The sequence below is a fragment of the Billgrantia zhangzhouensis genome (assembly GCF_021404465.1).
GTDB lineage: Bacteria > Pseudomonadota > Gammaproteobacteria > Pseudomonadales > Halomonadaceae > Halomonas > Halomonas zhangzhouensis.
In genome coordinates, this window is the sequence record NZ_JABFTT010000004.1 from 343,277 (window position 1) to 369,923 (window position 26,647).

General features: G+C 59.1%; 28 protein-coding genes. 13 read left to right on the forward strand and 15 right to left on the reverse strand.

Annotation, left to right across the window (positions count from 1 at the left end):
- Nucleotides 1-6 precede the first annotated feature (6 nt).
- The 11 genes from fliP to fliF all read right to left on the reverse strand — a co-directional run bounded on the left by fliP (nucleotide 7) and on the right by fliF (nucleotide 10,050).
- A complete protein-coding gene (gene fliP / locus HOP51_RS07100; RefSeq protein ID WP_407061781.1) occupies nucleotides 7-789 on the reverse strand; it encodes a flagellar type III secretion system pore protein FliP in 783 nt (260 codons plus the stop codon).
- Nucleotides 786-1,223: a flagellar biosynthetic protein FliO gene (fliO, locus tag HOP51_RS07105; RefSeq protein WP_234273232.1), complete on the reverse strand. Its 438-nt coding sequence runs from the start codon at nucleotides 1,221-1,223 to the stop codon at nucleotides 786-788. The genes fliP and fliO overlap by 4 nt, the downstream gene beginning before the upstream one ends.
- Nucleotides 1,220-1,795 (reverse strand): flagellar motor switch protein FliN, encoded by a 576-nt coding sequence (gene fliN, locus HOP51_RS07110; protein ID WP_234273233.1) that lies wholly within the window; start codon nucleotides 1,793-1,795, stop codon nucleotides 1,220-1,222. Before fliN ends, fliO begins: the two co-directional genes overlap by 4 nt.
- On the reverse strand, nucleotides 1,788-2,834 hold the full coding sequence (gene fliM, locus HOP51_RS07115) for a flagellar motor switch protein FliM (RefSeq protein ID WP_234273234.1): 1,047 nt from the start codon (nucleotides 2,832-2,834) through the stop codon (nucleotides 1,788-1,790). Before fliM ends, fliN begins: the two co-directional genes overlap by 8 nt.
- Before the next feature lie 18 nt (nucleotides 2,835-2,852).
- A complete protein-coding gene (gene fliL / locus HOP51_RS07120; protein ID WP_234273235.1) occupies nucleotides 2,853-3,326 on the reverse strand; it encodes a flagellar basal body-associated protein FliL in 474 nt (157 codons plus the stop codon).
- A gap of 110 nt (nucleotides 3,327-3,436) precedes the next feature.
- Nucleotides 3,437-4,681, reverse strand: a complete 1,245-nt coding sequence (locus HOP51_RS07125) for a flagellar hook-length control protein FliK (protein WP_234273236.1) — start codon at nucleotides 4,679-4,681, stop codon at nucleotides 3,437-3,439.
- A gap of 19 nt (nucleotides 4,682-4,700) precedes the next feature.
- Nucleotides 4,701-5,156 (reverse strand): flagellar export protein FliJ, encoded by a 456-nt coding sequence (gene fliJ / locus HOP51_RS07130; RefSeq protein ID WP_234273237.1) that lies wholly within the window; start codon nucleotides 5,154-5,156, stop codon nucleotides 4,701-4,703.
- Nucleotides 5,153-6,553, reverse strand: a complete 1,401-nt coding sequence (fliI, locus tag HOP51_RS07135) for a flagellar protein export ATPase FliI (protein ID WP_234273238.1) — start codon at nucleotides 6,551-6,553, stop codon at nucleotides 5,153-5,155. The genes fliJ and fliI overlap by 4 nt, the downstream gene beginning before the upstream one ends.
- Before the next feature lie 15 nt (nucleotides 6,554-6,568).
- Nucleotides 6,569-7,318: a flagellar assembly protein FliH gene (locus HOP51_RS07140; protein ID WP_234273239.1), complete on the reverse strand. Its 750-nt coding sequence runs from the start codon at nucleotides 7,316-7,318 to the stop codon at nucleotides 6,569-6,571.
- Nucleotides 7,311-8,315 carry a flagellar motor switch protein FliG gene (gene fliG / locus HOP51_RS07145; RefSeq protein WP_234273240.1) on the reverse strand — a complete coding sequence of 335 codons (1,005 nt, stop codon included), beginning with the start codon at nucleotides 8,313-8,315 and terminating at the stop codon, nucleotides 7,311-7,313. The genes HOP51_RS07140 and fliG overlap by 8 nt, the downstream gene beginning before the upstream one ends.
- Nucleotides 8,308-10,050, reverse strand: coding sequence for a flagellar basal-body MS-ring/collar protein FliF (fliF, locus tag HOP51_RS07150; RefSeq protein ID WP_234273241.1), 1,743 nt, complete (start codon nucleotides 10,048-10,050; stop codon nucleotides 8,308-8,310). Before fliF ends, fliG begins: the two co-directional genes overlap by 8 nt.
- Before the next feature lie 310 nt (nucleotides 10,051-10,360).
- On the opposite strand from fliF, the gene fliE reads away from it, so the two are divergent.
- Nucleotides 10,361-10,690 (forward strand): flagellar hook-basal body complex protein FliE, encoded by a 330-nt coding sequence (gene fliE, locus HOP51_RS07155; RefSeq protein ID WP_234273242.1) that lies wholly within the window; start codon nucleotides 10,361-10,363, stop codon nucleotides 10,688-10,690.
- Nucleotides 10,691-10,693: 3 nt separating this feature from the next.
- Here fliE and HOP51_RS07160 read toward each other — a convergent pair whose 3' ends face one another.
- Complete coding sequence (locus HOP51_RS07160) at nucleotides 10,694-11,059, reverse strand: flagellar protein FlaG (RefSeq protein ID WP_234273243.1); 366 nt, start codon at nucleotides 11,057-11,059, stop codon at nucleotides 10,694-10,696.
- Between the two features lie 401 nt (nucleotides 11,060-11,460).
- On the opposite strand from HOP51_RS07160, the gene HOP51_RS07165 reads away from it, so the two are divergent.
- Together HOP51_RS07165 and HOP51_RS07170 are read left to right on the forward strand one after the other, a co-directional pair.
- Nucleotides 11,461-13,983: an EAL domain-containing protein gene (locus HOP51_RS07165; RefSeq protein WP_234273244.1), complete on the forward strand. Its 2,523-nt coding sequence runs from the start codon at nucleotides 11,461-11,463 to the stop codon at nucleotides 13,981-13,983.
- A 109-nt stretch (nucleotides 13,984-14,092) separates the two neighbouring features.
- Nucleotides 14,093-15,109 (forward strand): OmpA family protein, encoded by a 1,017-nt coding sequence (locus HOP51_RS07170; protein ID WP_234273245.1) that lies wholly within the window; start codon nucleotides 14,093-14,095, stop codon nucleotides 15,107-15,109.
- Between the two features lie 9 nt (nucleotides 15,110-15,118).
- On the opposite strand, the gene HOP51_RS07175 is transcribed toward HOP51_RS07170, so the two are convergent.
- Entirely contained in the window at nucleotides 15,119-16,195 is a 1,077-nt protein-coding gene (locus tag HOP51_RS07175; RefSeq protein ID WP_234273246.1) for a Fic family protein, read from the reverse strand.
- Between the two features lie 181 nt (nucleotides 16,196-16,376).
- On the opposite strand from HOP51_RS07175, the gene fliD reads away from it, so the two are divergent.
- Nucleotides 16,377-17,762, forward strand: coding sequence for a flagellar filament capping protein FliD (gene fliD, locus HOP51_RS07180; protein WP_234273247.1), 1,386 nt, complete (start codon nucleotides 16,377-16,379; stop codon nucleotides 17,760-17,762).
- A 287-nt stretch (nucleotides 17,763-18,049) separates the two neighbouring features.
- Here fliD and HOP51_RS07185 read toward each other — a convergent pair whose 3' ends face one another.
- Entirely contained in the window at nucleotides 18,050-18,658 is a 609-nt protein-coding gene (locus HOP51_RS07185; RefSeq protein WP_234273248.1) for a HipA N-terminal domain-containing protein, read from the reverse strand.
- A gap of 44 nt (nucleotides 18,659-18,702) precedes the next feature.
- The gene (locus HOP51_RS07190) at nucleotides 18,703-18,981 is read right to left on the reverse strand and encodes a helix-turn-helix domain-containing protein (RefSeq protein ID WP_234273249.1); all 279 of its coding nucleotides are present in this window, start codon (nucleotides 18,979-18,981) and stop codon (nucleotides 18,703-18,705) included.
- A gap of 171 nt (nucleotides 18,982-19,152) precedes the next feature.
- Between HOP51_RS07190 and HOP51_RS07195 the strand changes: the two genes are divergently transcribed.
- From HOP51_RS07195 to HOP51_RS07235, 9 genes are all read left to right on the forward strand, one after another.
- Nucleotides 19,153-19,449 carry a type II toxin-antitoxin system HigB family toxin gene (locus tag HOP51_RS07195; RefSeq protein ID WP_234273250.1) on the forward strand — a complete coding sequence of 99 codons (297 nt, stop codon included), beginning with the start codon at nucleotides 19,153-19,155 and terminating at the stop codon, nucleotides 19,447-19,449.
- The gene (locus HOP51_RS07200; protein ID WP_234273251.1) at nucleotides 19,446-19,808 is read left to right on the forward strand and encodes a helix-turn-helix domain-containing protein; all 363 of its coding nucleotides are present in this window, start codon (nucleotides 19,446-19,448) and stop codon (nucleotides 19,806-19,808) included. Before HOP51_RS07195 ends, HOP51_RS07200 begins: the two co-directional genes overlap by 4 nt.
- A 202-nt stretch (nucleotides 19,809-20,010) precedes the next feature.
- A complete protein-coding gene (locus HOP51_RS07205; protein WP_338073037.1) occupies nucleotides 20,011-20,838 on the forward strand; it encodes a flagellin N-terminal helical domain-containing protein in 828 nt (275 codons plus the stop codon).
- Between the two features lie 204 nt (nucleotides 20,839-21,042).
- Entirely contained in the window at nucleotides 21,043-22,131 is a 1,089-nt protein-coding gene (locus HOP51_RS07210) for a FliC/FljB family flagellin (RefSeq protein WP_234273253.1), read from the forward strand.
- Between the two features lie 120 nt (nucleotides 22,132-22,251).
- Nucleotides 22,252-23,160, forward strand: coding sequence for a hypothetical protein (locus tag HOP51_RS07215; protein ID WP_234273254.1), 909 nt, complete (start codon nucleotides 22,252-22,254; stop codon nucleotides 23,158-23,160).
- Entirely contained in the window at nucleotides 23,147-24,334 is a 1,188-nt protein-coding gene (locus HOP51_RS07220) for a tetratricopeptide repeat protein (protein ID WP_234273255.1), read from the forward strand. Before HOP51_RS07215 ends, HOP51_RS07220 begins: the two co-directional genes overlap by 14 nt.
- 43 nt (nucleotides 24,335-24,377) lie before the next feature.
- Nucleotides 24,378-24,806: an adenylyltransferase/cytidyltransferase family protein gene (locus tag HOP51_RS07225; protein ID WP_234273256.1), complete on the forward strand. Its 429-nt coding sequence runs from the start codon at nucleotides 24,378-24,380 to the stop codon at nucleotides 24,804-24,806.
- Between the two features lie 2 nt (nucleotides 24,807-24,808).
- Nucleotides 24,809-25,567: a TylF/MycF family methyltransferase gene (locus tag HOP51_RS07230; RefSeq protein ID WP_234273257.1), complete on the forward strand. Its 759-nt coding sequence runs from the start codon at nucleotides 24,809-24,811 to the stop codon at nucleotides 25,565-25,567.
- Nucleotides 25,568-25,890: 323 nt separating this feature from the next.
- Complete coding sequence (locus tag HOP51_RS07235) at nucleotides 25,891-26,121, forward strand: hypothetical protein (protein WP_234273258.1); 231 nt, start codon at nucleotides 25,891-25,893, stop codon at nucleotides 26,119-26,121.
- Nucleotides 26,122-26,647: the final 526 nt, after the last annotated feature.

Below are 26,647 nucleotides of genomic sequence, written 5' to 3' on the forward strand. Positions count from 1 at the left end.
GACTCCTCAGATGAAGAAACTCTCCGACAGCGAACCGATGACCAACTGCCAGCCGTCGACCAGGACGAACAGCATCAGTTTGAACGGCAGCGAAATCGTTGCGGGCGGCACCATCATCATGCCTAGTGACATCAGCGTGCTGGCGACTACCAGATCGATGATCAGGAATGGGATGAAGATGGTGAAGCCGATCTGAAACGCCGTCTTCAACTCGCTCGTCACGAAGGCCGGCACCAGGATGCGTAGCGGTACGTCTTCCGGACCCTGCATGGGGCCGGCTTCGGCCAGGCGCGCGAAGAGCGCCAGGTCGGGCTCGCGGGTCTGGGCCAGCATGAACTCACGGAAGGGCTCCTGGGCCAGCAGCAGAAACTCTTCGAAAGTGATGTCATCCGCGGTCAGCGGCACCCAGGCGGATTCGTAAACCATGCCAATTACCGGCGACATGATGAAGAAAGTCAGGAACAGGGCGAGCCCCAACAGTACCTGATTGGGCGGTGTCGCCTGGGTGCCGATGGCGGTGCGTAGCAGACTGAGCACGATGATGATGCGGGTGAAGCTGGTCATCATCAGCAGCGCTGCCGGCAGGAACGCCAGCGAACTCAGCAGTAATAGTGTCTGCAGCTGAATCGACCATTGCTGGCCGCCATCCTCGAGCGGCTGACTGACGATGCCAGGGATCTGCTGGGCCTCGGCGCCCAGCGGTATCGATATCAGCAGAAGAGCGATGAACGGAAGCGGCCAGCGAAGCCATTGGGCTTGCTGGAGCGTGGAGAACATCTGGTGAATCATGAACCTCTCCGCCCGTTGCTGCCCAGGCCGGCATTTTGCTTGAGTGCCCGAGCGAAGCGTGTGGCGAAGCGCTCGCCTTCGGCAGAGGCGGAAGAAGGATCGCCTGCCGGACGAGCGGGGGCCGGAAGTTCGTGCAGTTTATTGACTTGGCCGCCGCCGACGCCGAGTACCAACCAGGTGCCCTCGACCTCGACGATCACCACGCGTTCGCGACTGCCAAGCGCGGCACTGCCGACGATCTGAAGGTGACCGCCGGCGGCGCGCCGCTGGGGGCCCCAGCGGCGCAGTAGCGCCGTGCATATCAGAATGATGGCGATGACCAGCGCCAAGGCTGCGGCCGTTTTGCCGAGGGTGGCCATGCCTACCAGGGCATCGCCACCGACAGCGAGGGACTCGAGCCCTGAAGACGTATCGGGGGACGGGGTGTTGCTCATCGGTTGAGTTTCTGCACCCGCTCGGAAGGGGTGATGATCTCGGTGATACGGATACCGTACTTGTCGTCGACCACGACCACCTCGCCCTGGGCAATCAGGTAACCGTTGATCAGGATGTCCATCGGTTCACCGGCCAGACCGTCGAGCTCGATGACCGAGCCCTGCGCCAGCTCCAGCAACTGCTTGATGGTCAGCTTGGTGCGGCCCAGTTCCACGGTCAGTTTGACCGGAATGTCCATGATCATCTCGAGGTCGCGCGGAGCACCGCCCTCGCTGCCTCTGTCGAGAGGACGAAATACGCGATCGCCGGCGGATTGGGGCGCAGAGGCTTGAGCACTGGCTGCCGGTGCTTCATCCGCTGCCGCTTCGACCGCCTCCTGCTCGGCCAGGGCTTCCGCCCAGGGGTCGTCGTCGCTTCCCTCGCTTGCCGTTGCCTCGGCAGCTTCCTGCTCGGCCATGGCCTCGGCCCAGGGGTCGTCGTCGGCAGTGGCGTCGCTGTTCTCCTGCTCGGACATGGCGGCGGCCCAATCGTCGTCGGAAACGTTCTGATCGGGTTTCTTGGGATCAGTCATGCTTGGATTCCTTGGCTTGAGGCGCTGCGCCCTTGATGAAGGCGTCCTTCGACACCGGGTTCTGTGCACCGTGGTCGATGATGCGGATGACACGCAGAGCGCGCTGTTCGTGCTGGCTGCCGTAGTCGCACTCCATCACTGGTACGCCGTCGACGCTGGCGGTGACCGTCTCGGGCAATTCGAGAGGGAGTACGTCACCCACCTTGAGCGCCATGACATGGGCGATACGGGTAGGGATGTCGGCAAAGTTGGCGATCAGTTCCACCTCGGAGCGGCGAATCTCACCGGCCATTCGCTTGGTCCAGGAGCCGTCCTGGTCGTGATGATGATCGCTGAGCGGGTTGGCCAGCAGGTCGCGCAGCGGCTCGATCATCGAATAGGGAATGCAGATCTGGAAGCTGCTGGAGAGATTGCCGACTTCGATGTTGAAGTTCGTGTTCACCACGATCTCGTTGGGCGAGTTGGTGATATTGGCGAACTTCGCTTGCATCTCAGAACGCAGGTAACCGATCTGCAGTGGATACACCGACTTCCACGATTCCTCGTAGGCGTCGATGGCAAGGTTCAGCAGGCGCTGGATGATACGCTGCTCTGTATTGGTGAACTCGCGGCCTTCCGACTTGGTCAGGAAGCGTCCATCGCCGCCGAACAGGTTGTCGACGACCATGAAGACCAGGTTCGGCGGAAACACGATCAGCGCCGAGCCGCGCAGTGGCTTCATGCCGATGATGTTGATGTTGGTCGGTACCGGAACGTTGCGCGAGAACTCGCTGTAGCTCAGGTAGCGTACCGAGTCGATGGTGATGTCGGCACTACGGCGCAGCAAATTGAACAGCCCCATGCGGAAGTGCCGCGCGAAGCGTTCGTTGATGATATCCAACGCCTGCAGGCGCTCGCGGATGACGCGATGCTGGGTCGCCGGGTCATAAGGGCGTACGCGTGAGTCGCCGTCGTTGCGTGCAACGGGCTCGTCATCGCCGCTGACGCCCTTGAGCAGGGCGTCGATTTCATCCTGTGACAACAGATCGTCTTGGGACATGGTCGCCAGGGCACCCGGTTATTGCACGATGAACTCGGTGAACAGCACGTCCCGGATATCCAGGGGCGGCTGCGGCTCGGTCAGCGGATCGGCCAGCGTGGCGATGACCTCGTCGCTCAAGCGACGCTTGCCTTCCGGCGTGGTCAGCTCATTGGCACGCTTGCCCGAGAACAGCATCAGCAGGCGACTGCGCACCTGGGGCATGTGTTCGGCAAGAATCTCGTGCGTTTCGTCGTTGCCCACTCTCAGGGAAATACCTGTATAGAGCAGGCGTGAGCCGAAATTATCGTCGGCGAGATTGACCGTGAACGGATCGATCTTGACGAAGATCGGTGCCTGGCGCTGAAGCTGCTGGGTCTGGACGCTGCCTTCACCGCTGCTACGGTCGTTCATGACCATGTAGATGGCTGCTCCGGCAGCTGCCGTGGAGAGCAGTACCAGCAGAATCATCAGCCACAGGAGCTTGGAGGAGCCACCCGTCGATTTCGCCATTGCCTTGCCTATTATGTGTGAATCAGCTATTGGAGAGCATTATGTCGGAGTCGCGCGGCGCCTGATGACAGGAACAAGCCGCGCGAAAGGGGCTATCTTGGCTTTTTGTCTCAAGCATAAAGATTCACCCGGCCATCCAGCGGCAGCGTAACGGAGGAGGGCGTCATGCCACTCTCTTCCATGCCCGGCAGTGCTGCTGCCTCGTCATCTTGGAATGAACCGCCCTGGCCGCGCTGACCGTCATTGCCGGCAAATGCCTGGGCGTCCTGTCGATGCTGTTCACCCACCGAGGTTTCACCCAGGCTAATGCCTTGTTCGGCAAGCGCCTCGCGCAGCTGCGGGATGGCCTGTTCCAGTACCTGGCGGACCTGGGCATGGGCGGACAGGAACTGGGCCTGGGCGCCCTGTTCGGTCATCTTGAGCGTTACCGAAAGCGGCCCCAGCTCGGCCGGGTTCAAGCGCATCTCGACCTGCTGCTCGCCACCGTGGCGAGCGAACTGCACCAGTTGCTGGCCGAGTTGGTTGGGCCAGGCCGGGCTCTGCAGCGGAGCGGTAAGGCTGGCCTGAGTGGACGGCTGCTGAACTGCTTGGCCCGGCATGCCGGCCGTGGTAGAGGCGTTGACGCCCGGCTGTGTCATGGAGGCAGCCTCCGGCACGAAGCCGCCGCGTGGCTGATCGGTCGCCCCCGTGCGGAGGTTGGGGGCGCCGGACTGAGACTTGGCGAATACGCTTGCCGGATCGATGGCGCGTGACACGCCGTTCGAGTTGCGCTCGGCATCGGCGCTGTCGGCATCAGCGGCCGAGCCGGCATTTCCCAGTTGGGCCGCGAGCGGATTGCCGGGAGCGGCTGCCTTGAGTGCGGCAGGCGTGTCAAGTCGTGCCGTGCCCGGCGTCGGAAGAGGCTCCGCAGGGCGCAAAGCAGCGGCCCGGGCGGCTGCCTGAGGCTGCTCGGCGAGTTCGGTGGCCACTTCGTCAGTGGGCAGAGTCGCTTCTTGCTCGGGTAACGGCTGCGAGTCGATCACGACCGGCTCCTGCTGGGAATTGCCCTCGATCAGTGCGAGCCGCGCCATGATCTCGCTCAACTCGGCGTTGGGCAGGGCAGACTCGGCCTCGCCGTCGAGTTGCTGGCCGGCGTTGGCGTTCAGTGCCTGCAGGAGTGCCTGTTGTGCCGCCATGGTATGCGGCAGCACCTGTCCAGACATGCCGGCGAATGAAGGGGGTAGCGCGGCGCCATCCGCCTGGCCGCTCTGGCCCGCCTGGCTCAAGGCCAGGGCGAATTGACCTTGGCTAGCGCTGGATTCCGGCTTGCCCGAAAGCTGGGGCGGCAGGGCGGACAGGATCATATGGATATTCATAGGGGTCTCCTCTACCGGATCACAGTGCATGTCCGGCGCGCTGGCGCAGTAGCCGCCCGGCCGTCATCTCGTCATTGATACGTTGTTCGCGGCGTGCCTCCAGGCGTCGCCGCTCGGCATCCCGGCGCGATACCAGCGTATCGAAGGCCGAGAGCCGTTGCTGTTCCTGCTGCCACTGTTGCTGGCTCTGTGCGACCCGTTGGCGTTGCGCATCGAGCGCCTGATGGGCGCGCTGCAAGGCTGCATCCAGCGAGGAAAGGAACTGCTGATAGTTGTGCATGCTGGCCGGATCGATGCCTTCGCGCATGGCCTGCTGAAGGCGTTCGGCATACTCGAGTCGGTAATGGTTGAGCGCCTCGAGCTGAGAGGCCGCCTGGCGTTCGCTCTGGCGTTCGCCGGCCAGCAATTGGCCGGCCTGGTCGCGCGCATCGCGTGCCAGGTCGCTCAGCATGGCGAGTTGTGACGATGCACTCATTGCCTGACTCCTAGGGTCTCTGCAAGAAGCTGGCGGGAGGCCTCGATCGAGGCGTTTTCGTTCATGCCCTGCTGGAGGAAGCCTTCCAACTGGGGATAGCGCTGCACGGCCTCGTCCAGTTGTGGATCATGCCCCGGGCTATAGGCACCGACGCTGATCAGGTCGCGATTGCGCTGGTAGCGCGAGAACAAGCGCTTGAACGCCTGGGTCATGTTCAGTTGCCGGTCGTCGATGATGTGGGTCATCACGCGGCTGATCGAAGCCTCGATGTCGATGGCCGGATAATGGCCGGCCTCAGCCAGGGTCCGTGACAGTACGATGTGACCGTCAAGGATGGCGCGGGCCGAATCGGCAATGGGATCCTGCTGGTCGTCGCCTTCGGTCAGCACGGTATAGAACGCCGTGATCGAACCGTGGCCACGCTCGGCATTGCCGGCGCGCTCCACCAGGCTCGGGAGTTTGGCGAACACTGAGGGCGGGTAGCCCTTGGTGGCCGGAGGCTCGCCGATGGCCAGGGCAATCTCGCGTTGGGCCATGGCGTAGCGGGTCAGCGAATCCATGATCAGCAGTACGTTCTTGCCCTGGTCGCGATAGCCTTCGGCCAGGCGCGTGGCGTAGGCGGCGCCCTGCAGGCGCTGCAGCGGTGAGGTGTCGGCCGGAGCCGCCACTACCACGGCGCGGCGACGGCCTTCCGGACCCAGGATATTGTCGATGAAGTCCTGCACTTCGCGGCCACGTTCGCCAATCAGCCCTACCACGATGACGTCAGCGCCGGTGTAGCGAGCCATCATGCCCAGCAGTACCGATTTACCCACGCCGGAGCCGGCGAACAGCCCCATGCGTTGGCCGCGGCCAACGCTGAGCAGGGCATTGATGGCACGAATGCCGACATCGATCTGCTCGTTGATCGGTGCCCGTTTCAGCGGGTTCAGCGGCGGAGTGGAGAGGGGCGAGCGCGGCGCGCTGTCCAGTGGGCCAAGGCCATCCAGCGGCTCGCCGTTGCCATCGACCACGCGGCCCAGCAATGACTCGCCGAGCGGGAAGCGTCGGGCGGCGTGATCCGGGCCGTCGCCAAGCGGAAAGACCCGGGCTCCGGGCATCAGGCCGCTGATCTCCGAGAGCGGCATCAGCAGCAGTCGTTCGCCGTTGAAGCCGACCACCTCGGCTTCGGCAAAGCGCGGCGGTTCGTTGCCGCCGGGGGCGAGCAGTTCGATACGGCAGGCGTTACCCAGTGCCACGCGCAGGCCGACGGCTTCTATCACCATGCCGGTGGCGCGCAGTACACGGCCGCTGGTGCGATAGCCGGGCACCGTCTCCACGCGTTCACGGACACGCCGCAGCGTTTGCTGCCAGCGTGTCCGGTGCGCGTTGGGTGTCGGGGCTGCGGCGTCGATCATGTCCGTGCCTCGCTGCTAGTCGTCGTTGCCGTCATCGGCGGGGGGCGCCGAATGTCGTCTTCTGACCTGCGCCTTCACTGCCTGCCAACGGGTTTCCCAAGTGGCGTCCAGTTCGCCATTGGCGCTCGTCACCCGGCAGCCGCCACGCGTGAGCTGAGCGTCGGGCTGCAGCTTCCAGCCGGCCGCCGCCAACTCGGTACCCAGGTGCTCCTCGACCAGCTTGTGATCCTGGGGGTGCAGCCACAGCCGCTGCTGGCCGACCAGCGGGGGCTCGGTGTGCAGCAGCGCCTTGACCAGCTCCAGTACCTGACGCGGCCGTGCCTTGAGCGCTTCGCCAGCCAATTGATGGCCGGCTGCAAGGGCCAGTTCCACCAGGTCGGTGGCGATCTCGCCGTCGAGCTGCTCCAGTGCGCTGGCAAAACGTTCGGCTAGCGGAGCCAGTGGTTTTACGGTTTCGTGAACCTGCCGCTCGAGCTCGCGCTGGGCTTCCTGACGGCCTTCTTCGAGGCCCTGGGCATGGCCTTCACTACGGCCGCTCTCGAAGCCGGCCCGATAGCCTTCTTCGCGCGCCTCTTCCATGACGCGCTCACGCAGCGCCTTCAACTCTGCTTGGCGCTGGAACTGCTCACGACGCCTGGCCTGCACGGCGGGATCCTGCTGGGGAGCCGCCGTACGCTCGCCCGCTGCCTCGCTATGCAGCTCGCCCATTTGCCAGCGCTGCCAGGGCGCATGACGAGCGGACGAGGAGGGCACATGCTCAGACATAGGTATCGTCCCCACCGCTCAGCACGATCTCGCCGGAATCCGCCAGGCGGCGCACCACCTGCAGAATGGACTTCTGCTCGGCTTCCACCTGGGAGACGCGGATCGGACCACGGGCCTCCATGTCCTCGCGCATGAGGTCGGCAGCACGCCGCGACATGTTGCGCAGGAACTTCTCCATGAGCCCTTCGGGCGCTCCCTTGAGTGCCACCACCAGCGAATTGGTGTCGATCTCCTTGAGCACCAGTTGAATGCTGCGGTCGTCCAGGTCCATGAGGTTCTCGAACAGGAACATCTCGTCGATGATCTTCTGTGCCAGATCCTCGCTGTGGGCGCGTACCGTCTCGATGGCGGTCTCCTCCAGGGAGGAGTTCATCAGGTTGAGGATCTCGGCCGCGGTTCTCACGCCGCCCATCTTGCTGCGCTTGAGGTTCTGGCCGTCGAGCATGCCGGAGAGCACCTCGGTGAGTTCCTGCAGGGCGGCCGGTTGCACGCCGCTGAAGGTTGCGATGCGCAGCACCACGTCGTTGCGCAGCTTGTCGTCGAACAGCTCCAGGATGTCGGCGGCCTGGTGGCGTTCCAGGTGGACCAGGATGGTGGCAATGATCTGCGGATGCTCGTCGCGGATCAGCTCGGCTACCATGGAGGCTTCCATCAGGTTCAGCGAGTCGATGCCGCTACTGCTGCCGGTGGACTCCAGGATGTCCTCGATCAGGCTGGTGGCACGCTCGCTGCCCAGCGCCTTGGTCAGCACCGAACGGATGTGCTCGCTGGAATTGAGGTTGAGCGCGATGAACTCCTCGGTCTCGCGATGGAACTCCAGCAGCACCTGCTGCATGTCCTCGTGGGACACCTGCGCCATCTCGGACATTTCCATGCTCAGCTGCTGGATTTCCTTGGGGGCCAGGAACTTGAACACCTCGGCGGCGCTGTCTTCGTCGAGGGCCAGCATCAGGATGGCGCTGCGGCGCAGGCCGCTCATGGTCTTGGCACTACTCATGCTTGTTCATCCAGTTGCGGACGATCATGGCGATCATGCGCGGATCCTCCTGAGCCATCTCGCGCAGATCGGCGAGATGATCTTCGTAGGCGGAGGAGCGGCGTTTGCGCTTCGGTTTCTGGTATGGACGCAGTTCGTCGTCTTCATCGCCGGCCGCTTGCAGCTCACCCTCGGTCGGCTCGTTGTCGTCACCCACGCGGACCTGCAGGCCGGTACCGGGCGCGGCGGCCATCACGGGGCGCTCGGTATGGCGCTTGATCAACGGGCGCAGGACCAGCAGGTAACCCAACAGGATACCCAGTGCCACCAGCAGGTAGCGGCCAATGGTGAGCGCCAATTGATGGATTTCCGGTGACTGCCACCATTCGAGCTCTTCGGTTTCGTCGACTGCGCGGCTGAACGGGCTGTTGACGACCTCTATCTCGTCGCCACGCGCTTGCGAGAAGCCGATCGCTTGGCGCACCAGCCGCTCGATCTGGGCAATCTCGGTCGCGCTGAGCGGAACGCGCTGCCACTCGCCCTCTTCGTCGCGTTCCTCGCGATAGTCGACCACCACCGCAGCGGTCAGGCGCGTCACCTGGCCCTGGCGGTGCTGAATGTGCTGTACGTTGCGATCGACCTCATAATTGACGACGTCGTCCTGGCGCAGGTTGTTAAGCGCCTGCAGGCTCTGCTGGGCCTCTTCGGTCAGCTCGCCTTCCTCGTCGGTAGGCAGTTCTTCGATGGGGGAGGGCGCGACGCCCGGCGGGGTGTTGCTCAATGCGCCGGGGATGCCCTGGGCCAGATCGTCGCCGCCGTTATAGGAAAGGCTCGACTGACGGCTACGTACGGCCGCTTCGTTGGGCGGTTGATTGGGGCCGAAACGCTCGGAGGTCTCCTCTCGGCGGGAGAAGTCGATCTGCGCGGCCACCTGGGCACTGATGTTCTCGCGGCCGAGGATCGGAGCCAGAATGTTCTCGATGCGTTGCTGAAAGGAGCGCTCGACCTCGGCGATATAGTCAAGTTGAGTGGCGTCCAGTCCGCGTCCCTGTGAGTTGGGCTGTGACAGCATGCGACCGCTCTGATCGACCACGGTGACATTCTCGGCGGACAGGTCCGGCACGCTGCTGGAAACCATGTGCACGATGGCGGCGACCTGGCCATCGCCGATGACCCGACCGGGTTCCAGGGTGACGATGATCGATGCCTTGGCAGGCTCGCGGTCGCGCACGAATACCGAGGAGCGCGCCATGGCCAGGTGCACCCGGGCGCGCGATACCGGGCCCAAGGACTCGATGGAGCGTGACAGTTCTCCTTCGAGGCCGCGCTGGAAGTTGACCTGCTCGGCGAACTGACTGATGCCGAAGGCCTGGTCGTCCATTACCTCGAAGCCGACGTTGCCGCCGCGCGGCAGGCCCTGCTCGGCCAGTTGCAGGCGCAGACTATGCACGGCATTGCCCGGTACCAGTAGTGCGGTGCCGCCCTCGCTGAAGCGGTAGGGCACGCCCCGGCTCTCCAGTTCGCTGATGATGCGACCGCCGTCGGCTTCGGTGAGGTTGCTGTAAAGGACGCGGTACTCGGGGGCGCGCGCCCACATCAGCAAGGCCACCACGATCGCGATCATGGCGGCGCCACCGATCAGGATGGCGATCAGCGGGTTGCCGCGGAGCTGCTGCTGGAGTCGCTCGAACAGGGCCGCGGGAGGCGCGTTGTTGGTGGAGTCTTGACGCTCCTGCGTCGTGGCGCCGTTGCTCATGCGTCCCCCCGCAGGAGGGCGCCGCTGGCCGCATGGAAGATGTTGCTGGAAGATGGCATCGACTGCATCCGTTCACCGCGTTCTGGCTGCCCCAGGGGGCGCAACTGTGATGAACGCTATTATGCGAGCCGCCATCAAGTCCAAAGGCGGGAAAAGCCCTGTTTTTACCTTCCATTTGGTGGTTTGGTAAGTGGGTGTAAGCTGTTAGCCTTGCTCTACATTTCGCCGCAGCCCCGATGCGTGGGCCTCATCCGGCGAGCACGTAGCCAACGAGCCAGCCAAAGGGCGCAGATCAAAAAGGGCGTAGATCATGAGTTCACCCGCTATCCAGTCGGCACTGGCACAGATGCAGACCCTGGCTGCCCAGGCCGGTAGTCAGGTCGGCAAGGGGCAGCAGGTTTCCACGCAGGTGGGGCAGGGCGGCTTCGCCGGGGAGCTGCAGGCCTCGATTCAGCGTATCAACCGTCTGCAGCAGGCCTCCAGCGCCAAGGCCATGGCCTTTCAGGCGGGCGATCCCAATGTCGAGCTCAACGACGTCATGGTCGACATGCAGAAGTCCAGCGTGGCGTTCCAGATGGGTCTGCAGGTCAGGAATCGCCTGGTAAGCGCCTATCGCGATGTCATGAACATGCAGGTCTGACCATCACACCTTCAGGCTGATCAAGCTGCCCTGGAACTCATCCAGTCTTTCCGCGATGGCCAGTACCTCCTCGGAGGGGATCTGGCGCAGCACGTCGCCCGTTTCCCGGTCCACGATCCGGGTGATGATCCGGGATGGATCGTTGAGCTCGAATTCCACGCCGTACTGGCGCAGCACCTCATTGATTCGCTGAATCGGCTCTACCAAATCGGCCTGCCCCGGCGCTTGGCCATGGCTCGTGGCCTGGGCCAGTACGCTGCCGGCGGCTGGCAGCGAGGCCAGTACGGCTTCCTTGCGCTGGCGAGGTGTCAGGTCATGCAGTGCGGATGTGCTCAGGGCATTGGTGGCATCGGTCAGTGGCGAAGACATCGTCGAGTTTTCCTTATGTATGGCCTTGCTGAAGCTGATGCTCAGCATCTCACAAGGCTGCTTGCAGACAGCCTCTTCCATTAGGAGCTATCGGCAAGAGGGCGGCCGGCTTTAGCGTTTTGCATGAATTTTTTCTCGCGCTTCTCGATCTCGGGCGTCCCGCTTCGACGATTGCCTGCCACAGCAAAACGCATCGCCCGATCCGCATGAACGCACAAGTGCCGAGCCTGCTCGTATCGTTTCTGCCTGAAGCGGCGCTTCATCGTACGATAACGATACGTTTTCCTGGCGCGGCCTGTTGTCGAAGCGTTGGTCGGATTCGCTAATCGTCTGGTGCAAAATGCGGCCAAACGGATAAGATGTCGTGACAGATTGGCTACATAGACAGCCAGTGAGGCGACATGAGCCAAGAGTTACCCATCGAACGCATCATGCAGACCGGGCTTCTGACCTGCGAGCCCGATACGCCACTATGGATGGCCGCTGAACGCATGGCGGCACGTCAATGCAGCTCGATCGTCGTGGTCAGGGCGGGGCAACCGCTGGGGATCTGGACCGAGCGCGATGCACTTGCCGTCAATTTTTCCGACCCCGATGCTGGGCGTTTGCCGATCTCCCAGGTCATGAGCCAGCCGATCGCCAGTCTGCACCGCACCACTGCCATCGGCGAGGCGACGCTGCGCTTCGGCGCCGAGCGGCGCCGGCATTTTCTCGTCGTCGACGATGGCGGCACACCGGTTGGTATTTTGTCGCAGACCGACGTCGCCTTGAACCAGGGGCTCGAGCCCTACCTTAGGCTGCGCGAGGTGCAGGCTGCCATGCGCCAGCGAGCCTTGGTGCTGGAGGGAACGCAATTACTGGCGCAGGCCGCGCGCTCGATGCGGCTGTCGGAATGCGATGCCGTGGTGGTCAAGTGCGCCGATGGTGAGCTGGGCATCCTGACCGAGCGCGATCTGGTGCGCTTCGTGGCGCGACACCCCGGCAACATGGCCATCGAGGGACTGGCCAGCCGTCCGCTGCTTACGGTACATCAGAATGACACCCTGATTGCCGCGCGGGACCTGCTGATGAATCACCGCGTGCGCCATCTGGCGGTGCTCGATGAGGCCGACGAGGTAATCGGGCTGCTGGGTTTTCGCGACATGCTGGCCGGGGCCGAGTATCTCTACATGCAGGATCTGCGCAATGCCCTGGAGCAGCGCGATCGGGCTCTCGCCCAGTCGCGAGAGAACCTGCAACTGGCCGAGAGGATCATCGATGCGTCGCTGGATGGCATCATCATCACCGATTCCAGTAGCCGCATAGAATTCGTCAATCGCGCCTTCACCCATATGACCGGCTATACCGCGGAAGAGGCGATCGGCAAGACGCCCGAGATCCTCTCGTCGGGCCGGCACGACGCCGTTTTTTATCATCAGATGTGGGAGAGCCTGAAGCGCAGCGGCTACTGGCGCGGCGAGATCTGGAACCGGCGCAAGAGCGGCGAACTCTTCCTGGAACTGTTGACGATCACTGCGATCAGCGATGAAAGCGATGCCGTCACCCACTATGCGGCGCTGTTCAGTGACATCACGCACATGCGCGAGAACGAAGAGCGCATCCGCAAGCTGGCCTATTATGATGCCCTCACCGGGCTGCCCAACCGTCGCCTGTTGGAAGATCGCCTGGAACTGGCGATACGCCACGCTCATCGAAACCAGACCCGGCTGGCAGTCATTTTCGTCGATCTGGATCATTTCAAGGAGGTCAACGACACGCTGGGCCATGCCTTTGGCGACGAACTGCTGGTAATGATGGCCGAGAGGTTGCAGTTGCGCCTGCGTGAGGACGATACGCTCGCCCGCCTGGGCGGCGATGAGTTTCTCGTGCTGCTCCCCGACCTGGAGGAGATCGACGAGATCACCCGGATCGCTCGACGGCTAGTGGAAGCCGTTCGCGAGCCCTGCGTGATCGAGGGGCAGGAGTTTCGCCTCGGCTGTAGCCTCGGCATCAGCCTCTACCCCGACGATGCCTCGACGGCGGAGTCGCTGGTACACAATGCCGATGTCGCCATGTATCGCGCGAAGCAGGCAGGGCGCAACGGCTATCGTCTCTATCGCAACGAAATGAACCTTCAGGAGGATCGTCAGCGGGCGCTGGAAACCGCCTTGCGTGACGCTTTCATCAACGGAGAAGGTTTGCAACTGCACTATCAGCCCGTCTTCGAGCGGGAAAGTGATCGGCTCTATGGCGCCGAGGCGCTGCTTCGCTGGCATCACCCCCTGCTGGGCAGCGTGCCGCCGATCGATGTCGTGACGTTGGCCGAGCGTGCAGGCCTGCTGCCACAACTGGACGAATTCATCCTCGAGCAGATCTGCGGGCAACTGGCGGCTTGGAGCGTCATAGGAGTCGGACCGGTACCCATCAGCATCAACCTCTCTGCACGCCAGTTCTGGCAGCATGACCTACCGGTGCGCGTGGCCACCAAGCTGAAAGAGCACAAACTTCCGCCCGGCCTGCTGGGTTTCGAGATCAGCGAGCGCACCCTGCTCGACAAACCCCATCAGGCAGCCGTGGTGCTCAAGCGGTTGCGGCGTCTGGGCGGTTTGGTCGCGATCAATGACTTCGGTACTGGCTATGCCTCTCTCGGCTATCTCCAGGATCTGCCCGTCAGCATGCTCAAGATCGACCGGCGTTTCGTTCAGCATCTGGACAGCGGCCAGCGGGGCAGCGCGGCCATTGTGGCCGCAGTAGCGGGAATGGCACGTGAAATGGAGTTGCGCCTTGCTGCCGTTGGCGTCGAGACCGAGGCTCAGCGTGAGGTACTGGCTCGCCATGGCGTTGAGCTGATCCAGGGATACCTGATCGGCCAGCCGGTACCGGCTGATCTCTTCGCCAGTCGTTATCTGGAATCCCGGAGCGATGTCACGCCGCAGAACGCCTGAGCGCCGTGGCCTGGCACCGAAGAGCCTGCTTTGTCCAACGCTTTTCTTGGCTTCGCCCAGCGGCGCTATCCATTAGGCTAGGCGTTTGTCCGGACCAGCAGCCGTTTCGATGAGCCCTTTTCGCACCAGCAGTGACGATCATCGTGGCCCCATGCGCCATGAGTCGCTGATGCCGACCCATCACGACCAGGATCAAGCCAGCACCTGGATGGTCGGCTATCTGGATATCATGACCCTGCTGGTCGCTCTCATGGTCCTCATCTTTACGCTTTCTAGCGTCGGACGCTCTGACGGTGAAACCGCGCCGTCTACCGCGCGCGTGCCCTTCGCCGTGCCGCTGCCCAGTGAAATGGCGCAAGCGTTGCCTGCGGTAGCCGAGCCGCGCCCGACCCCGGGGCAGCTGAGCCGGGAGGCCGTTTCCGCGGCGCTGGGCGTGGCGGGCCTGCCGCGCCGTCGTGACCCGCTCGTGCCGCCCGCACCGAGCGAGGCAATGGCCTTTGTCGCCCCCACGCCTTTGGCCTTGCTGGAACGGCGCACGCCGCCACCACTGGCATTGCCTCGGCCGCTAATGGCATCCGACGGTGAAATACCCGTGCCCATGGCCGATTTCGTGCTGGTGCTGACAGATCGTCCTCCCGCCGCCGTGCGTGAGCTTGACGCCGAGGCCGTGGCGAGTTCGGCGGCGCTGAGCCAGGCATTGAACGAGCGCCTCGAGGAAGCCCCCTACCTGGCCGACCTGGAGGGCGTCGAGGTATCGCGCGTTGCCGAGGGGATCAAGCTGCGGGTGGAGGATCGCTGGCTCTTTCCCACCGCCACCGCCGACCTCACCGAGGATGGCGAGTCGCTCATCCAGCGCCTGGTGGAAGTGATCCAGCGGCACGAAGGCGAGGTGGCCGTGGAGGGGCATACCGATGACCGGCCCATCCAGACCAACGAGTTTCCTTCCAACTGGGTGCTTTCCAGTGCGCGGGCAATTGCCATCGTTCATGCGCTAGAGCGCTCCGGCGTGGATGCGCAGCGCTTGCGTGCAGTGGGTCTGGCCGATACCCGGCCACTGGCGAGTAACGACACCGGAGAAGGGCGGGCGCAGAACCGTCGTGTCGAGGTCATCATTCACGCGCGCTGATGGTAAGGCTCAGGGTGTTGGATGCTGCTTCAGCCAGCGTTTTGCTTTTGGTGTCAGCCGGTACCGCTGCTTGGGGCTGTTGGGCTTTTCAGGATGAGTGGGTTCGATCCATGCACCATCGAGGGCGGGGGCTAGATAATTCTTGCGGAACGTCGGGCGATGGCTCAGTCCAAGGGCAGTCATCAATGCCGCCGTTCCGGCTTCTCCCGTCGCCAGGACTGTTATCAATCTTGCAACTGGGTCGCTAGCTGGGTCGCTAGCTGGGTCGTTTTCCGGCTCGTCAAGCTGAGTGGTACTGACGAAAGCGTCGGGCTCGCTTGCAACCGCTTCCGCCAAGGCATCGCGCAGTGCGGTGAGCATGAACTCAATGAAAGGGGTGGCTTCTCCCGCCCGATCGGCTTCCGCCAAGGTGTCATAATATTCCTGCTGTCGATCGCGAATGACCGTCTCGACAGGCAGGTAAGCCAGCAGCGGCCGCCAGCGGCGCAGGATCAGAGTCTGCCATAGGCGTCCCATCCTACCGTTGCCATCGGCGAAGGGATGAATGAACTCAAGCTCGTAGTGCACCACGGCGCTTGCGATCAGTGGATGTTCATCGGTGTGTGACAGCCACTCCAGAAGATCCCCGACCAGCAAAGGCACCCGGTGAGCGGGCGGGGCCATATGCACCAGCTCAGTACCCTTGTAGATGCCCACTCCTCGGCTGCGAAAGCTGCCGGCTTCATCGACCAGCCCCTGCATCAACAGGCTGTGGGCCTCGAGCAGGGCCGCCTCCGATTCGGGTGCCCAGCCCGGCATGGCTTCGTAAGCGGAAAAGGCGTTTCGCACCTCCTGGATTTCACGCGGGTGGCCGAGTACACGCTTGCCCTCGATGACGGCGCTGACCTGCTCCAGTGAGAGAGTATTGTTTTCAATGGCGAGCGAGGCGTGAATCGTGCGTAACCGGTTCTCCCGCCGCAACTGAGGTGTGAGGCCGCGTTCAGCCAGGACCGTATAGCGCCCGACAGCCTCGCTTATCTCCGCCACGAGGCGGAGCGCGAATGGCGTGAGCGTGAACGGGGGGCGATAGGAAGTGCGCTCTGGCATGTGGCAGACTCAACGGGAGTGAATATCGCCATTATACGGAACCCAGCGCCCGTTGCCTGCCGGCCCGGCCACTCACCGAAGCACGAGGTGAAACTTTTTGACGGAAAAAGCTAAAGTTATTCGGGGCGCGGCCGACATAATGAAGACTGGTAGGTAAATCCACCAATACAGGGCAGTTCTCATGGCGACGATACAATCCCTAGGCATCGGCTCCGGGCTCGACCTCAACGGTCTGCTCAAGGACCTCGATAAAGCTGAGCGCGGCAAGCTCGAGCCCATCGAACGGCAGATCGAGACCCAGCAGGTCAAGGTGTCTGCTTACGGCAAGCTGGAGGGCGCGCTGTCTGCTTTCCAGACCGCAGCCAATGCGCTCAACGACGCCTCGCTCTACCAGAGCCTTTCCACTTCCGTTAGCGGCGATGCGGTGCAGGCGGCGGCAGGTAGCGATGCGGCGAAGGGGCAGTACGCCGTCACGGTACACAACCTGGCGACGGCGGGTACCTTGGCCACCGCCCGTATCGACAACCTCGATGATGAACTCATCGATGGCTCCGAAACAAAGACCCTGACCCTGAATTTCGCCGGCCAGGACAGTGTTGATGTCGACATCGAACCCGGCAGCACCCTGGAAGACATCCGCGATGCCATCAACGCCAAGGAAGACAGCGGTGTTTCCGCCTCGGTAATCTACGATGGCGAAGGCTACCGTTTGACCCTGAGTTCGACCGAGACCGGTGCCGACGCCTCCATCACCGGCAGCAATTTCGCTGACATCGTCAATGCCACCCTCGCCACGGACGAGGTGGCCGGTGAGATCGCTCAGCAGGGCCAGGATGCCAGCCTTGAGGTCAACGGCATTCGCATTACCAGCGCCTCCAACCAGGTGGAAGGTGCGATTCAGGGCGTCACACTCAACCTGGCGGAAGAAGGCAGCAGCACCGTCAAGGTGGAGCAGGACACCCGCGCGGTGCGGGAGGCCATTACCGGCTTCGTCGATGCCTTCAACTCGCTCAAGGACACCATCGACGAGCTGACCTCCTTCAATAGCGAAAGCGGCGCTGCCGGCGATCTGCTTGGCGACAGCGCCGTGCGCAGCATCGAATCACGCCTGCGCAGCGTGCTGAGCGGTGGTGTGGCGGCGGAAGAGGGCGGCTTTGCCATGCTCGGCGACATCGGCATTTCGCTCAAGCTCGACAGCAAAAATTCGCTCAAGCTCGAAATCGACGAGGAGCGGCTGGACGAGGTCATCCTCAACGACCAGGATGCCCTGAGCGCCTTTTTTGCCGGTGACAGCACCACGGGCGGCCTGGCCGGCCAGCTCAGCGAAACGATTACCCAGCTGAGCGGCAGCAACGGTGCCCTGGGTGGCGCCAAGAGCGGTGCCGAGAACCGTATCGAGAGCCTCAAAGAACGCTACGTTCGCATGGAACAGAGCATCGAGGCCACCATCGCACGCTACCGCACCCAGTTCGGCCAGCTCGACCTGATGATCGCGCAGATGAACCAGACCAGCGACTACCTCTTCCAGCAGTTCGAGATGATGAACGCCCAGCTCGGACGGAATTGATACCCGCTACTTGAACGCTCAACCGCCCCATAGTGGGCGGTTTTCTTTCTGAATGGCGCTTAGCCGCCGCTGTATTTCCCGGCGTGTCTGGAGGCTGACACCCAACGCCTTCGCCACGGTGTCCCAGCCGCTGACGGCCGTCACGACTTTCTCTATCGCCTGCTTGGCTTCGCTCCAGCGAGTGAAGCCGGCCTGTTCGGCCAACGCTTGAACGGCCTTGAGGGGAGGGTTTCTGCCGTGGCCCTTGAACGCCGTCGCATGTTCGCCATATAGGCTGGGGCTGAAGGTCAGATCGTAGCCGGGAGTGGGGCGCCATGGCCCAATGCCAGCGCACTCGAAGTGAACTTGACCAGCCAGGGTTCCAACCCCTCGCGTGGGTGGGTGCTGGCCAGGTCAGTGACATTGGGTGAAAGATACACCTGTACCTTTGGGCGAGCCCCGCCCGAACGGCCGGCTTGGGCCAAGGCGGTGAGCACGGTGTCGGTTTGGCCTTCGAAGAGTCGGCGGGCCTGCTCGCCAAGCTCACCCAGGCTGCTCCAGGGGGCGGATTCAGCGTAACCGAAAAGCTCGGAAGCAGGCCGGTAGCTCAAGGCTCCCATGCCGTGCTCGCCAACGAAAGCCAGGCGGTCCATTGGCGTAACGTCATGTGGCGATATGCCGTGCTGACGAAAAAGGCGATCCATCAGCATCAGACCCCAGCCGTCCGGCAGCGAATCGGCAAACAGGTCGTGCAGGCCATGGTGAGGCTGGCGCGGTGCGCCTTGCAGCCGTGTATCGAACGCTAGCTGAAACGGCGAGAGGCTGTGAAACTCTTCACAGTAGGCGTCGTCGTACTGGAAGAACACACCCTGCCTGGCGACTCTGCGCCAACCGCCCAACGCGTGTTTGACGGCCATCACTGAGTCGGCGCAATACCTCGAGCTGCCTTACCGGAACGAAGTCAGGCATCGCGCAGTACCTCCTCGATGCTTTGCGGCGTGCTCGGCGGGGGTGTTGCAAGCGCCGCCACACGCTCCAGCCGGTCCACGCTTTGCCATAGCAGCAGGAACTGGCGCAGCGAAATCTGGCCGGTGGTTTCGAAACGCTTGATGGTCGGTGCCGGCACACCGCTTCGCTCGGCCAGGGCGCTGCGTGAAAGCTTCAGCTCGCGCCGACGGCGGCGAACGGCCTTGGCCAGATCGTGCTGAACGTCGCTGGCGGTGAGTAGGGAGAGGTACATGTTAGGGTTCGCTAATGGATATTATTTAGTCTATTTTAGCAGTTTTTTTGATAATGGATATAATGATGTCTTTTTTATGGCTTCTCTGCTGACTAGCTGCTGGCGTTTGATCCGTCGATTCATTGACTCCCAAAATGGGAGGTGCTAGAGTCTCCCAAAAAGGGAGGCTACATGAGGGTCATCGCAAAAAGAACGTTACGCCAGTTCTGGCAGCAGGGCTGCGCGGACGCAGAAACGCCTCTTACCGAGTGGTACAACATGATGCTGAAGGCATCGTGGACCACACCGCAAGAACTCAAGGAGGATATTCGTACGGCCAGCGTCCTAAAAGGAGGCCGAGTCGTCTTCAATATCGGTGGTAACAAGTATCGGATCATCGTAGCAATTCGCTACGCGCAGCAGATTGCCTGGATACGATTCGTCGGCACTCATGCCCAGTACGACAAAGTGGATGCAGAAACGATATGAACATACAGCCTATTCACAGCGAAGCAGACCTCGAGCGTGCTTTCGCCCGTATGGAAGCTCTCTGGGGGGCTGAAAACGGTACGCCGGAAGCAGACGAGCTGGAAGTGCTCTCCATCCTCATCGAGAAGTACGAAGACACGCACTATCCTATTGGGCCGTCCGATCCCATCGAGGCGATCAAGTTTCGTATGGAGCAGCATGGGCTCACGCAGCGCGACCTCGAGCCCTATATCGGCTCCAGCGGCCGAGTTTCCGAAGTGCTCAACCGCAGGCGCAAGCTCAGCCTTCGTATGATCAAGCGGCTACATGATGGCCTGAAGATTCCCTATGAAAGCCTGATGGCGGAAGCGGCGGCTTGAACCGTACTGCGACACTGTAACGGAGGCGACCTCACGGTTTGGCGTGACACGCGCTACCCTTTCTCGCATCCTGAAGGGAAATGCGGGTATCTCCGCGGATATGGCGCTGCGCCTTGAGCCAGTGCCGGCGAGCTAAAGCTTTTTTCTCTGACGCCGATATTCCCTCCATCGGTGCCTTTCGCGCCCGATGGAGAGTCTTGGCGTGTTTACCCTCAACACCAACATCCTGTCGATGATCGTGCAGAACAACCTGCGCGGCAGCCAGAAGGCCATGCAAACCGCCATGCAGCGGCTCTCCTCGGGCTTGCGCATCAATAGCGCCAAGGACGATCCGGCGGGGCAGGCCATCGCCAACCGCATGACGGCGCAGATCCGCGGGCTCAATCAGGCGGCGCGCAGCGCCAACGACGGTATCTCGCTGGTGCAGACCGCCGAGGCGGCGCTCGGCCAGGTCAACGACAACCTTCAGCGCATTCGCGAACTCACCGTGCAGGCCGGCAACGGCACCCTGAATGCCACTGATCTCGCTGCGATTCAGGCCGAAATCGACCAGCGCCTGGATGAGATCGACCGTATCGGGCAGCAAACCGGCTTCAACGGCGTTTCCGTGCTGGGAGAGAGCCGCCGCGTGCACATTCAGGTAGGGGCCAACGACGGCGAGACCATCGCCATCGAGCTTCAGGCCATCGACCGGCACTCGCTGGGGCTGAATGGCTTTCGCGTGGTGGCGGGCGAAGAGGGCGATGCCACCGAATCGCCGCTGGATGCCCTCGATGAGGCTCTCAAGCAAGTCGATCGCCAACGCAGCCGGCTCGGCGCATTGCACAATCGCTTCGAGGCGGTGATCGACAATATTCACACCACCGTGGTGAACCTCAGCGCCGCCCGCTCGCGCATCATGGATGCCGACTATGCCCAAGAGGTTTCCAACCTGGTGCGCGCGCAGATCCTACAGCAGATCGGCTTCGCCATTCTCGCCCAGGCCAATCGCCAACCCGAGCTCGTGCTGGAGCTGCTGCGCCAGCGCTGAGACGCGCCTGATCCCGTTGCTCCCCCAGGTGCCGTCAATAAGAAATCCAAATTTTTTTCGCTCTCACCCTAAAGTCCTGCCGGCAGGTGCCGTTATTCAGGGTAACGGCCAACGGCGCCGTTGAGGCAGGCCCGAGATGCTGGGCCAGGAATGAAGGTTCAGTGGGCCCGCCAATGGAGCCCTCAACGAAAGAAGGAATGACACATGTCCGTCATCAATACCAACATCACTTCCATGATTGGCCAGTCCAACCTGCAGAAGAGCCAGAGCGCTCTGCAGACTTCCATGGAGCGTCTTTCCTCCGGCCTGCGCATCAACAGCGCCAAGGATGATGCGGCCGGCCAGGCCATCGCCAACCGCATGACCGCCCAGATTACCGGTCTGGCCCAGGCCCAGCGTAACGCCAACGATGGTATCTCACTGGCCCAGACTGCCGAAGGCTCGCTGAACCAGGTCAACGACAACCTGCAGCGTATCCGTGAGCTGAGCGTTCAGGCCGCTAACGGCACCAATAGCCAGAATGACCTGCAGTCTATTCAGGACGAAATCAACCAGCGCCTGGAAGAGATCGACCGTATCTCTGCCGAGACCAACTTCAACGGTGTGGACGTTCTGGCGACTGATCGTGAACTGACCATTCAGGTTGGTGCCAACGACGGTGAGACTATCACGGTCAATCTGCAGGAGATCAACTCAAGCACACTGTTTAATGGTGAAGAGTTCAACGTCAATGGTTACGTTGGTACTCCGGAAGCCGCTAATGCAGAAGATCTGGGCCTTGGGGAATCGCCTGAGTATGCGGGCTCAGGCTCCTTCAGTGCATTTGTTGGTTCAGCACTGAGTTCTGGCGAGACACTGGAAGTAGATGACGCAGGAAACTTGTTCGTTAAAGTTACGAACTCTGCGTCTGGAGCAGAAGATGCATTCTTTGCCGCTGACGTTACTGTTACGCGCAATGAAGATGGCGCGATCACTGGCTTCAATATTACTCAGGGTGAGACTGCCGTCATTCAGCGCACTGATGGTCCCTTGGCTGCTCTCGACGCTGCGTTGAACAAGGTCGATAGCCTGCGCTCCGAGCTGGGTGCTGTTCAGAACCGCTTCGAAGATGCGATCACTAACCTCAATACCAATGAAACTAACCTGGCTGCCGCTCGTTCGCGCATCGAAGATGCCGACTACGCGGTGGAAGTGGCCAACATGACCCGCGCGCAAATTCTGCAGCAGGCTGGCACCTCCGTTCTGGCTCAAGCTAACCAGATTCCGCAGAACGTGCTGTCGCTGCTGGGCTAAGCCAACGCACCAGAATTCATTTCGAAGAGAAACCGGCCCAAAGGGCCGGTTTTTTTTCAATCCTAAGGCAGGATCTAAGCCTACCATTTAGCGAAGTCCTGATTATGTTGAGGTTGGCCAATGCAGACGCATGACCCAAGCAGTGATAACCAGTTTAGTTGGGACCTGAAGGGTAGGGTTGTTGTTCTTGACAATGGTGGAACCTTTCCGGAAAGAAAGAATTTCAACAACCTCATGGAGCTTAATAGCTTTGCCACCATAGTGTTTGATCCTTCGGCTAAGCACAAAGATAGAGAGGATTTGCAGTCTCTTGATGAGTTTCAGATGTTTCCCAATGTAACATTGGGGGATGGAAGCTCTGTCACAATGCATGCCTGTCTTGAACAAGCATACAGCTCCACGCTTGAGCCTAAAGTAAATTCTTGGCTCTCTGAACAGGGGCAGACAAAATACCAAGTGTTAGCTAAATTCCCCATTAGTAGCATAGCTTTAGATGCAATTGAGGGGCTTCCATCGGTTGACTGGCTGCTGTTGGATGACAAGCATGACAATGTCAAAATTCTGGAGCATGGCGGCAAAGCTTTAGCTTCATCTTTGGCGATTCAAGTGCGAATCCCTTTTCGTCCATCGTACCAAGGGCAATCTGATCTGGCTCAGGTAAGCCATTGGATGTCTCGAAACGGATTTAGATTTTATTGTATGCTGAATCCAAGAAGATTTTCTCATCTTCCTTCAGATGGTCAGTTAGAGAAATTTCAGTCGACTGAGTTGCTTGGATCAGATTTTTTGTTTATTCCCACGGAGGAACGTATCGCCAGCATGGAAGCCGCGAATATTATGAAGCTTTCTTTTATACTTCATGCGGCGTATCAGTTCCATGACATTTGCTATTCACTGCTGGCACACGTTGATAGCAGTTTGGCCGAAAGATATTTGATAGAGCAGGGGTACTGCGCCCCTGTGAATGATAGTGAAGAATTTTTGCTAACTTATGAATACAGTCCCGATATCTGGGATGGAAAAATTTGACCAGTTTTGGAGCGAGGATATGAAAAAAAAACAGTTAGCGAAAAAACCGGCTTGGATTGAAAAAGTAAAGAATATTTATCAAGAAAGTGGAGCCAGTGGCGCGGCAGATTTTCTTGAGAGTCTTCCTGAGAAAGATAAAAAAAGCCATGCATACAGATCAATGCTTTCTGGGTTTTTGCTTGAATTAAAGTGTTATCAGGATGCGGAAAAAATTTGTCTAAGCATAGTAGAGAAAAAGCCAGTCGATGAAGGAGCTCTTTCTAATCTTATTAGAATTTATTTAAAGAAAGGTGTGAACGATAAGGCGCTTACACTATCCTCTAGACTTATAGGCGAGTATCCAGAATCTGCTATAGCCAACTCAGTTTATGCCTCTGCTATGCAAAGAATGGGGCATCTGAGTGAGGCGGTTTCATATTATAAGAAAGCGCTCAAGCTTCAAGATGCTAAATTTGGAAAAGAAAGAAAGAAGGAAAAAAAGCCTTTCAACACGCCTGAGGTCGAGCAGTTGATGTGGAATACCCTTGAGATGCTTGCTTCTTCAGGGGTTCATGCATTCCCGACAGCCGGCACCTTGCTGGGGTTGGTACGGGATGGAACTTTGTTGCCACATGATAAAGACATGGACTTTAGTCTGCCGTACTGTGAAATGACTAGGGCTGATAAAATACTTAAGAAAGCAGGGTGGAAGCGTGTTCCGCATAACGTTATACCTTTGATAAACCCAATAGCCTATTATAATGATGAATTTGAAATTTCCCTTGATCTTTTTGGTGTTTCCGTCGAGAAGGGCAGCCAAAAATGTATCACTGGATTTTGGATGAAAGGTGTTCCGAAAGAATGGAATAGGATAACCGAAATTCCGGAATTTGAGCTGAAAAAAATTAAAACTCCAGAAGGCGGCGAGTGTTGGTACCCCAAAAATCCAGAGTTGATTGTTGCCCGTTTTTATGGTGAAGGGTGGCGCTATCCCGACCCAAACTTTGAGACTATCGTGTCAGGCGGTCATGTCAGAGGCTTTTCATTGCTAACACAGTGTTACTCTTTTCAAAAGCTCTATACCTGTATCAGCAATGGAGATTATGGAAAGGCTAAAAATTTAGCCGCTTCTATTAAGAAAAAAACAGATGACAAATCTTTGCTTTATATTTGTGGAAAGATTCTAAGCTCTTAGCAGGGAGTTTGTTAGGCTAATTTTATAATTTATGAGGTGTGGTATGGTAGTTGGATATACAGGCGGGGTCTTCGATCTTTTTCATGTTGGTCATCTCAATGTGTTGAGAAGAGCAAAAGATGAGTGTGACTATTTAATTGTGGGTGTAACTACTGATAATGTTTCAATGGCAGTTAAAGGTAAGTCGCCCATTATACCTTTTCGAGAAAGGCTGGAAATTGTTAACTCCATTCAGTACGTTGATGAAGTATTCCCTCAAGAAATTATCGATGAGCTAGGTGATTGGGAGAAGCTAAAGTTTAATAAAATTTTTAAAGGCAGTGATTGGCAGGGTAGTGAAAAATGGCTGTATCTTGAAAAGGAGTTTCTCTATCGAGGAGTGGAGGTGAAATATTTCCCTTATACAGTACATACTTCCAGTACTTTGTTAAAGTCCGTTTTGGAAAGGCTTGTTGAAAATCAAGGGGTATGATCGTGAATAGATTTATTGTAGACGATTGGGTTCGTGGGGTTTTAGGTGTTGCCAATCCTTATAGCAAAGAGTCAAATCTTCGTTTTTATTACGATTACTTAATAAGGAATCACGATAAGGTTGATGGTGATATAGTAGAGGCTGGGGTTTATAAAGGAAGTTCTTTGCTAGCTACGGCACTTCTTCTTAAGCAGCTTGGAAGCAAAAAGAAAGTCTATGGTTTCGACAGCTTTGCTGGGTTTCCAAGCTATCATTATAATGATTCTCTTGAGAAGTTTGATGAGTTATATGAAAAAGGGGTTATATCAAAAAAACATTTTTCTAAGGTAAAGAAAAATATTTCTTTACGAGAGAGATTTGTTGGTTTGGATGTAAATGCATCAAACATTTCAATGTCTGGAGATTTTTCGGATACAAGTAAGCTTAGTGTAGAGATGAAAGCAGATCTTCTTAATCTTGATAACATCATTTTGATTGATGGTAGCTTTTCTAAAACCATGGTGGATGGAGTAGGCCCTGATGTAGTAATGTCAGCATTGATTGACTGTGATCTTTATGAGGGCTATAAAATTAGTCTTCCATATTTGTGGGAGCGTCTTTCACCAGGCGGCTACGTATATTTAGATGAATATTACTCTCTGAAGTTTCCGGGGGCGAGAATTGCATGTGACGAATTCTTCTCAGATAAAACCGAAAAGCCCTTTAAAAATAGATCGCGAGAGTTGGAATTTGAGCGCTGGTCTGTGATAAAAGGGATGTAACAACCTCTCCTAACTCCTTTTGTCCATGAAAATAAGTGCCTGAGATTGAGTATTTCTAATGCTGTGTAGTGTTAGACTTATTTCGTTTCAAATGATGACGAATTATTCTATTCTCGGGCGCTCGCTTCACATCGGTTTGTGATCATTACTGTTGAAGCCCCTCCAGAGCTGCACAGGCTATAGCTGTACAGTAATAGTATTCGCCTGACACATGCCCCCGTGGGTGAAGTGACCCCCTCCAGAGCTGCACAGGCTATAGTGCAGCCATCAGGAGGACGAAATGAGCAACGAACCCACCGTCAAACGCTAGACCGCCAAGCGCTATGAATGAAACCGAATATCGGCGTGTCATCGATGAGCTTCAGGCTGTGCTGGACGCTACTCGCGCTACCATGGCGCGTTTCGAAGCCACCGGCATGGATGAGCAGATGTCGAAGGACTACGCCAAGCTGGAAGTGCTTGCCACTCAGGTGGTCAAGGAGCAGCGGCGCTACGTGCTGCAGATGCTGGATATCTCGGAGTCACCTAATCCAATACTGCCTGAATCGCCCTGACAGCTTCACTGAGGTGATTTCTGTCTGCAGCCTATGTTACCCATAGGCTCGGCAAGGAAGCTCGCTGAGGCGCTTCTCTGGCGGATATGGTGAGGATGGTACTGCTGCCCTCGCTCAAGTGAAGTTTTGACCTATCGTGTGGGCTGCGCAACAGCTGATGGTAAGCAGGTATATCTATTAACATTCACTTTTGGAGCATACTCTGAATGATGACGTACAGCAGAAGCGGCGCCATAGGCTGAAATGATGAGCCGAGTCGTTGAAGTGACCCCCTCCGGAGCTGCAAAGGCTATGGTGCAGCCATCAAGAGGATGAAATGAGTAACGAACCCACTGTCAAGCGCTGAACCGCCAAGCGCAAAGCCGCTGTGGTCATGGACATCTTCAAGGCAAGATTGAAGTGACCCCCTCCAGAGCTGCACAGGCTATAGTGCAGCCATCAGGAGGACGAAATGAGCAACGAACCCACCGTCAAACGCTGGACCGCCAAGCGCAAAGCCGCTGTGGTCATGGACATTTTCAAGGGC

Bases quoted from the DNA above. Each gene is read 5' to 3' on its own strand.
- HOP51_RS07160 (WP_234273243.1), bottom strand. From the start codon at position 11,059: ATGTCTTCGCCACTGACCGATGCCACCAATGCCCTGAGCACATCCGCA.
- fliP (WP_407061781.1), bottom strand. From the start codon at position 789: ATGATTCACCAGATGTTCTCCACGCTCCAGCAAGCCCAATGGCTTCGC.
- HOP51_RS07175 (WP_234273246.1), bottom strand. From the start codon at position 16,195: ATGCCAGAGCGCACTTCCTATCGCCCCCCGTTCACGCTCACGCCATTC.
- fliD (WP_234273247.1), top strand. From the start codon at position 16,377: ATGGCGACGATACAATCCCTAGGCATCGGCTCCGGGCTCGACCTCAAC.
- fliM (WP_234273234.1), bottom strand. From the start codon at position 2,834: ATGTCCCAAGACGATCTGTTGTCACAGGATGAAATCGACGCCCTGCTC.
- fliG (WP_234273240.1), bottom strand. From the start codon at position 8,315: ATGAGTAGTGCCAAGACCATGAGCGGCCTGCGCCGCAGCGCCATCCTG.
- fliJ (WP_234273237.1), bottom strand. From the start codon at position 5,156: ATGAGTGCATCGTCACAACTCGCCATGCTGAGCGACCTGGCACGCGAT.
- HOP51_RS07210 (WP_234273253.1), top strand. From the start codon at position 21,043: ATGTCCGTCATCAATACCAACATCACTTCCATGATTGGCCAGTCCAAC.
- HOP51_RS07190 (WP_234273249.1), bottom strand. From the start codon at position 18,981: ATGTACCTCTCCCTACTCACCGCCAGCGACGTTCAGCACGATCTGGCC.
- HOP51_RS07170 (WP_234273245.1), top strand. From the start codon at position 14,093: ATGAGCCCTTTTCGCACCAGCAGTGACGATCATCGTGGCCCCATGCGC.
- HOP51_RS07165 (WP_234273244.1), top strand. From the start codon at position 11,461: ATGAGCCAAGAGTTACCCATCGAACGCATCATGCAGACCGGGCTTCTG.
- HOP51_RS07125 (WP_234273236.1), bottom strand. From the start codon at position 4,681: ATGAATATCCATATGATCCTGTCCGCCCTGCCGCCCCAGCTTTCGGGC.
- HOP51_RS07225 (WP_234273256.1), top strand. From the start codon at position 24,378: ATGGTAGTTGGATATACAGGCGGGGTCTTCGATCTTTTTCATGTTGGT.
- fliL (WP_234273235.1), bottom strand. From the start codon at position 3,326: ATGGCGAAATCGACGGGTGGCTCCTCCAAGCTCCTGTGGCTGATGATT.
- fliI (WP_234273238.1), bottom strand. From the start codon at position 6,553: ATGATCGACGCCGCAGCCCCGACACCCAACGCGCACCGGACACGCTGG.
- fliN (WP_234273233.1), bottom strand. From the start codon at position 1,795: ATGACTGATCCCAAGAAACCCGATCAGAACGTTTCCGACGACGATTGG.
- HOP51_RS07200 (WP_234273251.1), top strand. From the start codon at position 19,446: ATGAACATACAGCCTATTCACAGCGAAGCAGACCTCGAGCGTGCTTTC.
- HOP51_RS07235 (WP_234273258.1), top strand. From the start codon at position 25,891: ATGAATGAAACCGAATATCGGCGTGTCATCGATGAGCTTCAGGCTGTG.
- HOP51_RS07215 (WP_234273254.1), top strand. From the start codon at position 22,252: ATGCAGACGCATGACCCAAGCAGTGATAACCAGTTTAGTTGGGACCTG.
- HOP51_RS07185 (WP_234273248.1), bottom strand. From the start codon at position 18,658: ATGGCCGTCAAACACGCGTTGGGCGGTTGGCGCAGAGTCGCCAGGCAG.
- fliE (WP_234273242.1), top strand. From the start codon at position 10,361: ATGAGTTCACCCGCTATCCAGTCGGCACTGGCACAGATGCAGACCCTG.
- HOP51_RS07195 (WP_234273250.1), top strand. From the start codon at position 19,153: ATGAGGGTCATCGCAAAAAGAACGTTACGCCAGTTCTGGCAGCAGGGC.
- HOP51_RS07140 (WP_234273239.1), bottom strand. From the start codon at position 7,318: ATGTCTGAGCATGTGCCCTCCTCGTCCGCTCGTCATGCGCCCTGGCAG.
- fliF (WP_234273241.1), bottom strand. From the start codon at position 10,050: ATGAGCAACGGCGCCACGACGCAGGAGCGTCAAGACTCCACCAACAAC.
- fliO (WP_234273232.1), bottom strand. From the start codon at position 1,223: ATGAGCAACACCCCGTCCCCCGATACGTCTTCAGGGCTCGAGTCCCTC.
- HOP51_RS07220 (WP_234273255.1), top strand. From the start codon at position 23,147: ATGGAAAAATTTGACCAGTTTTGGAGCGAGGATATGAAAAAAAAACAG.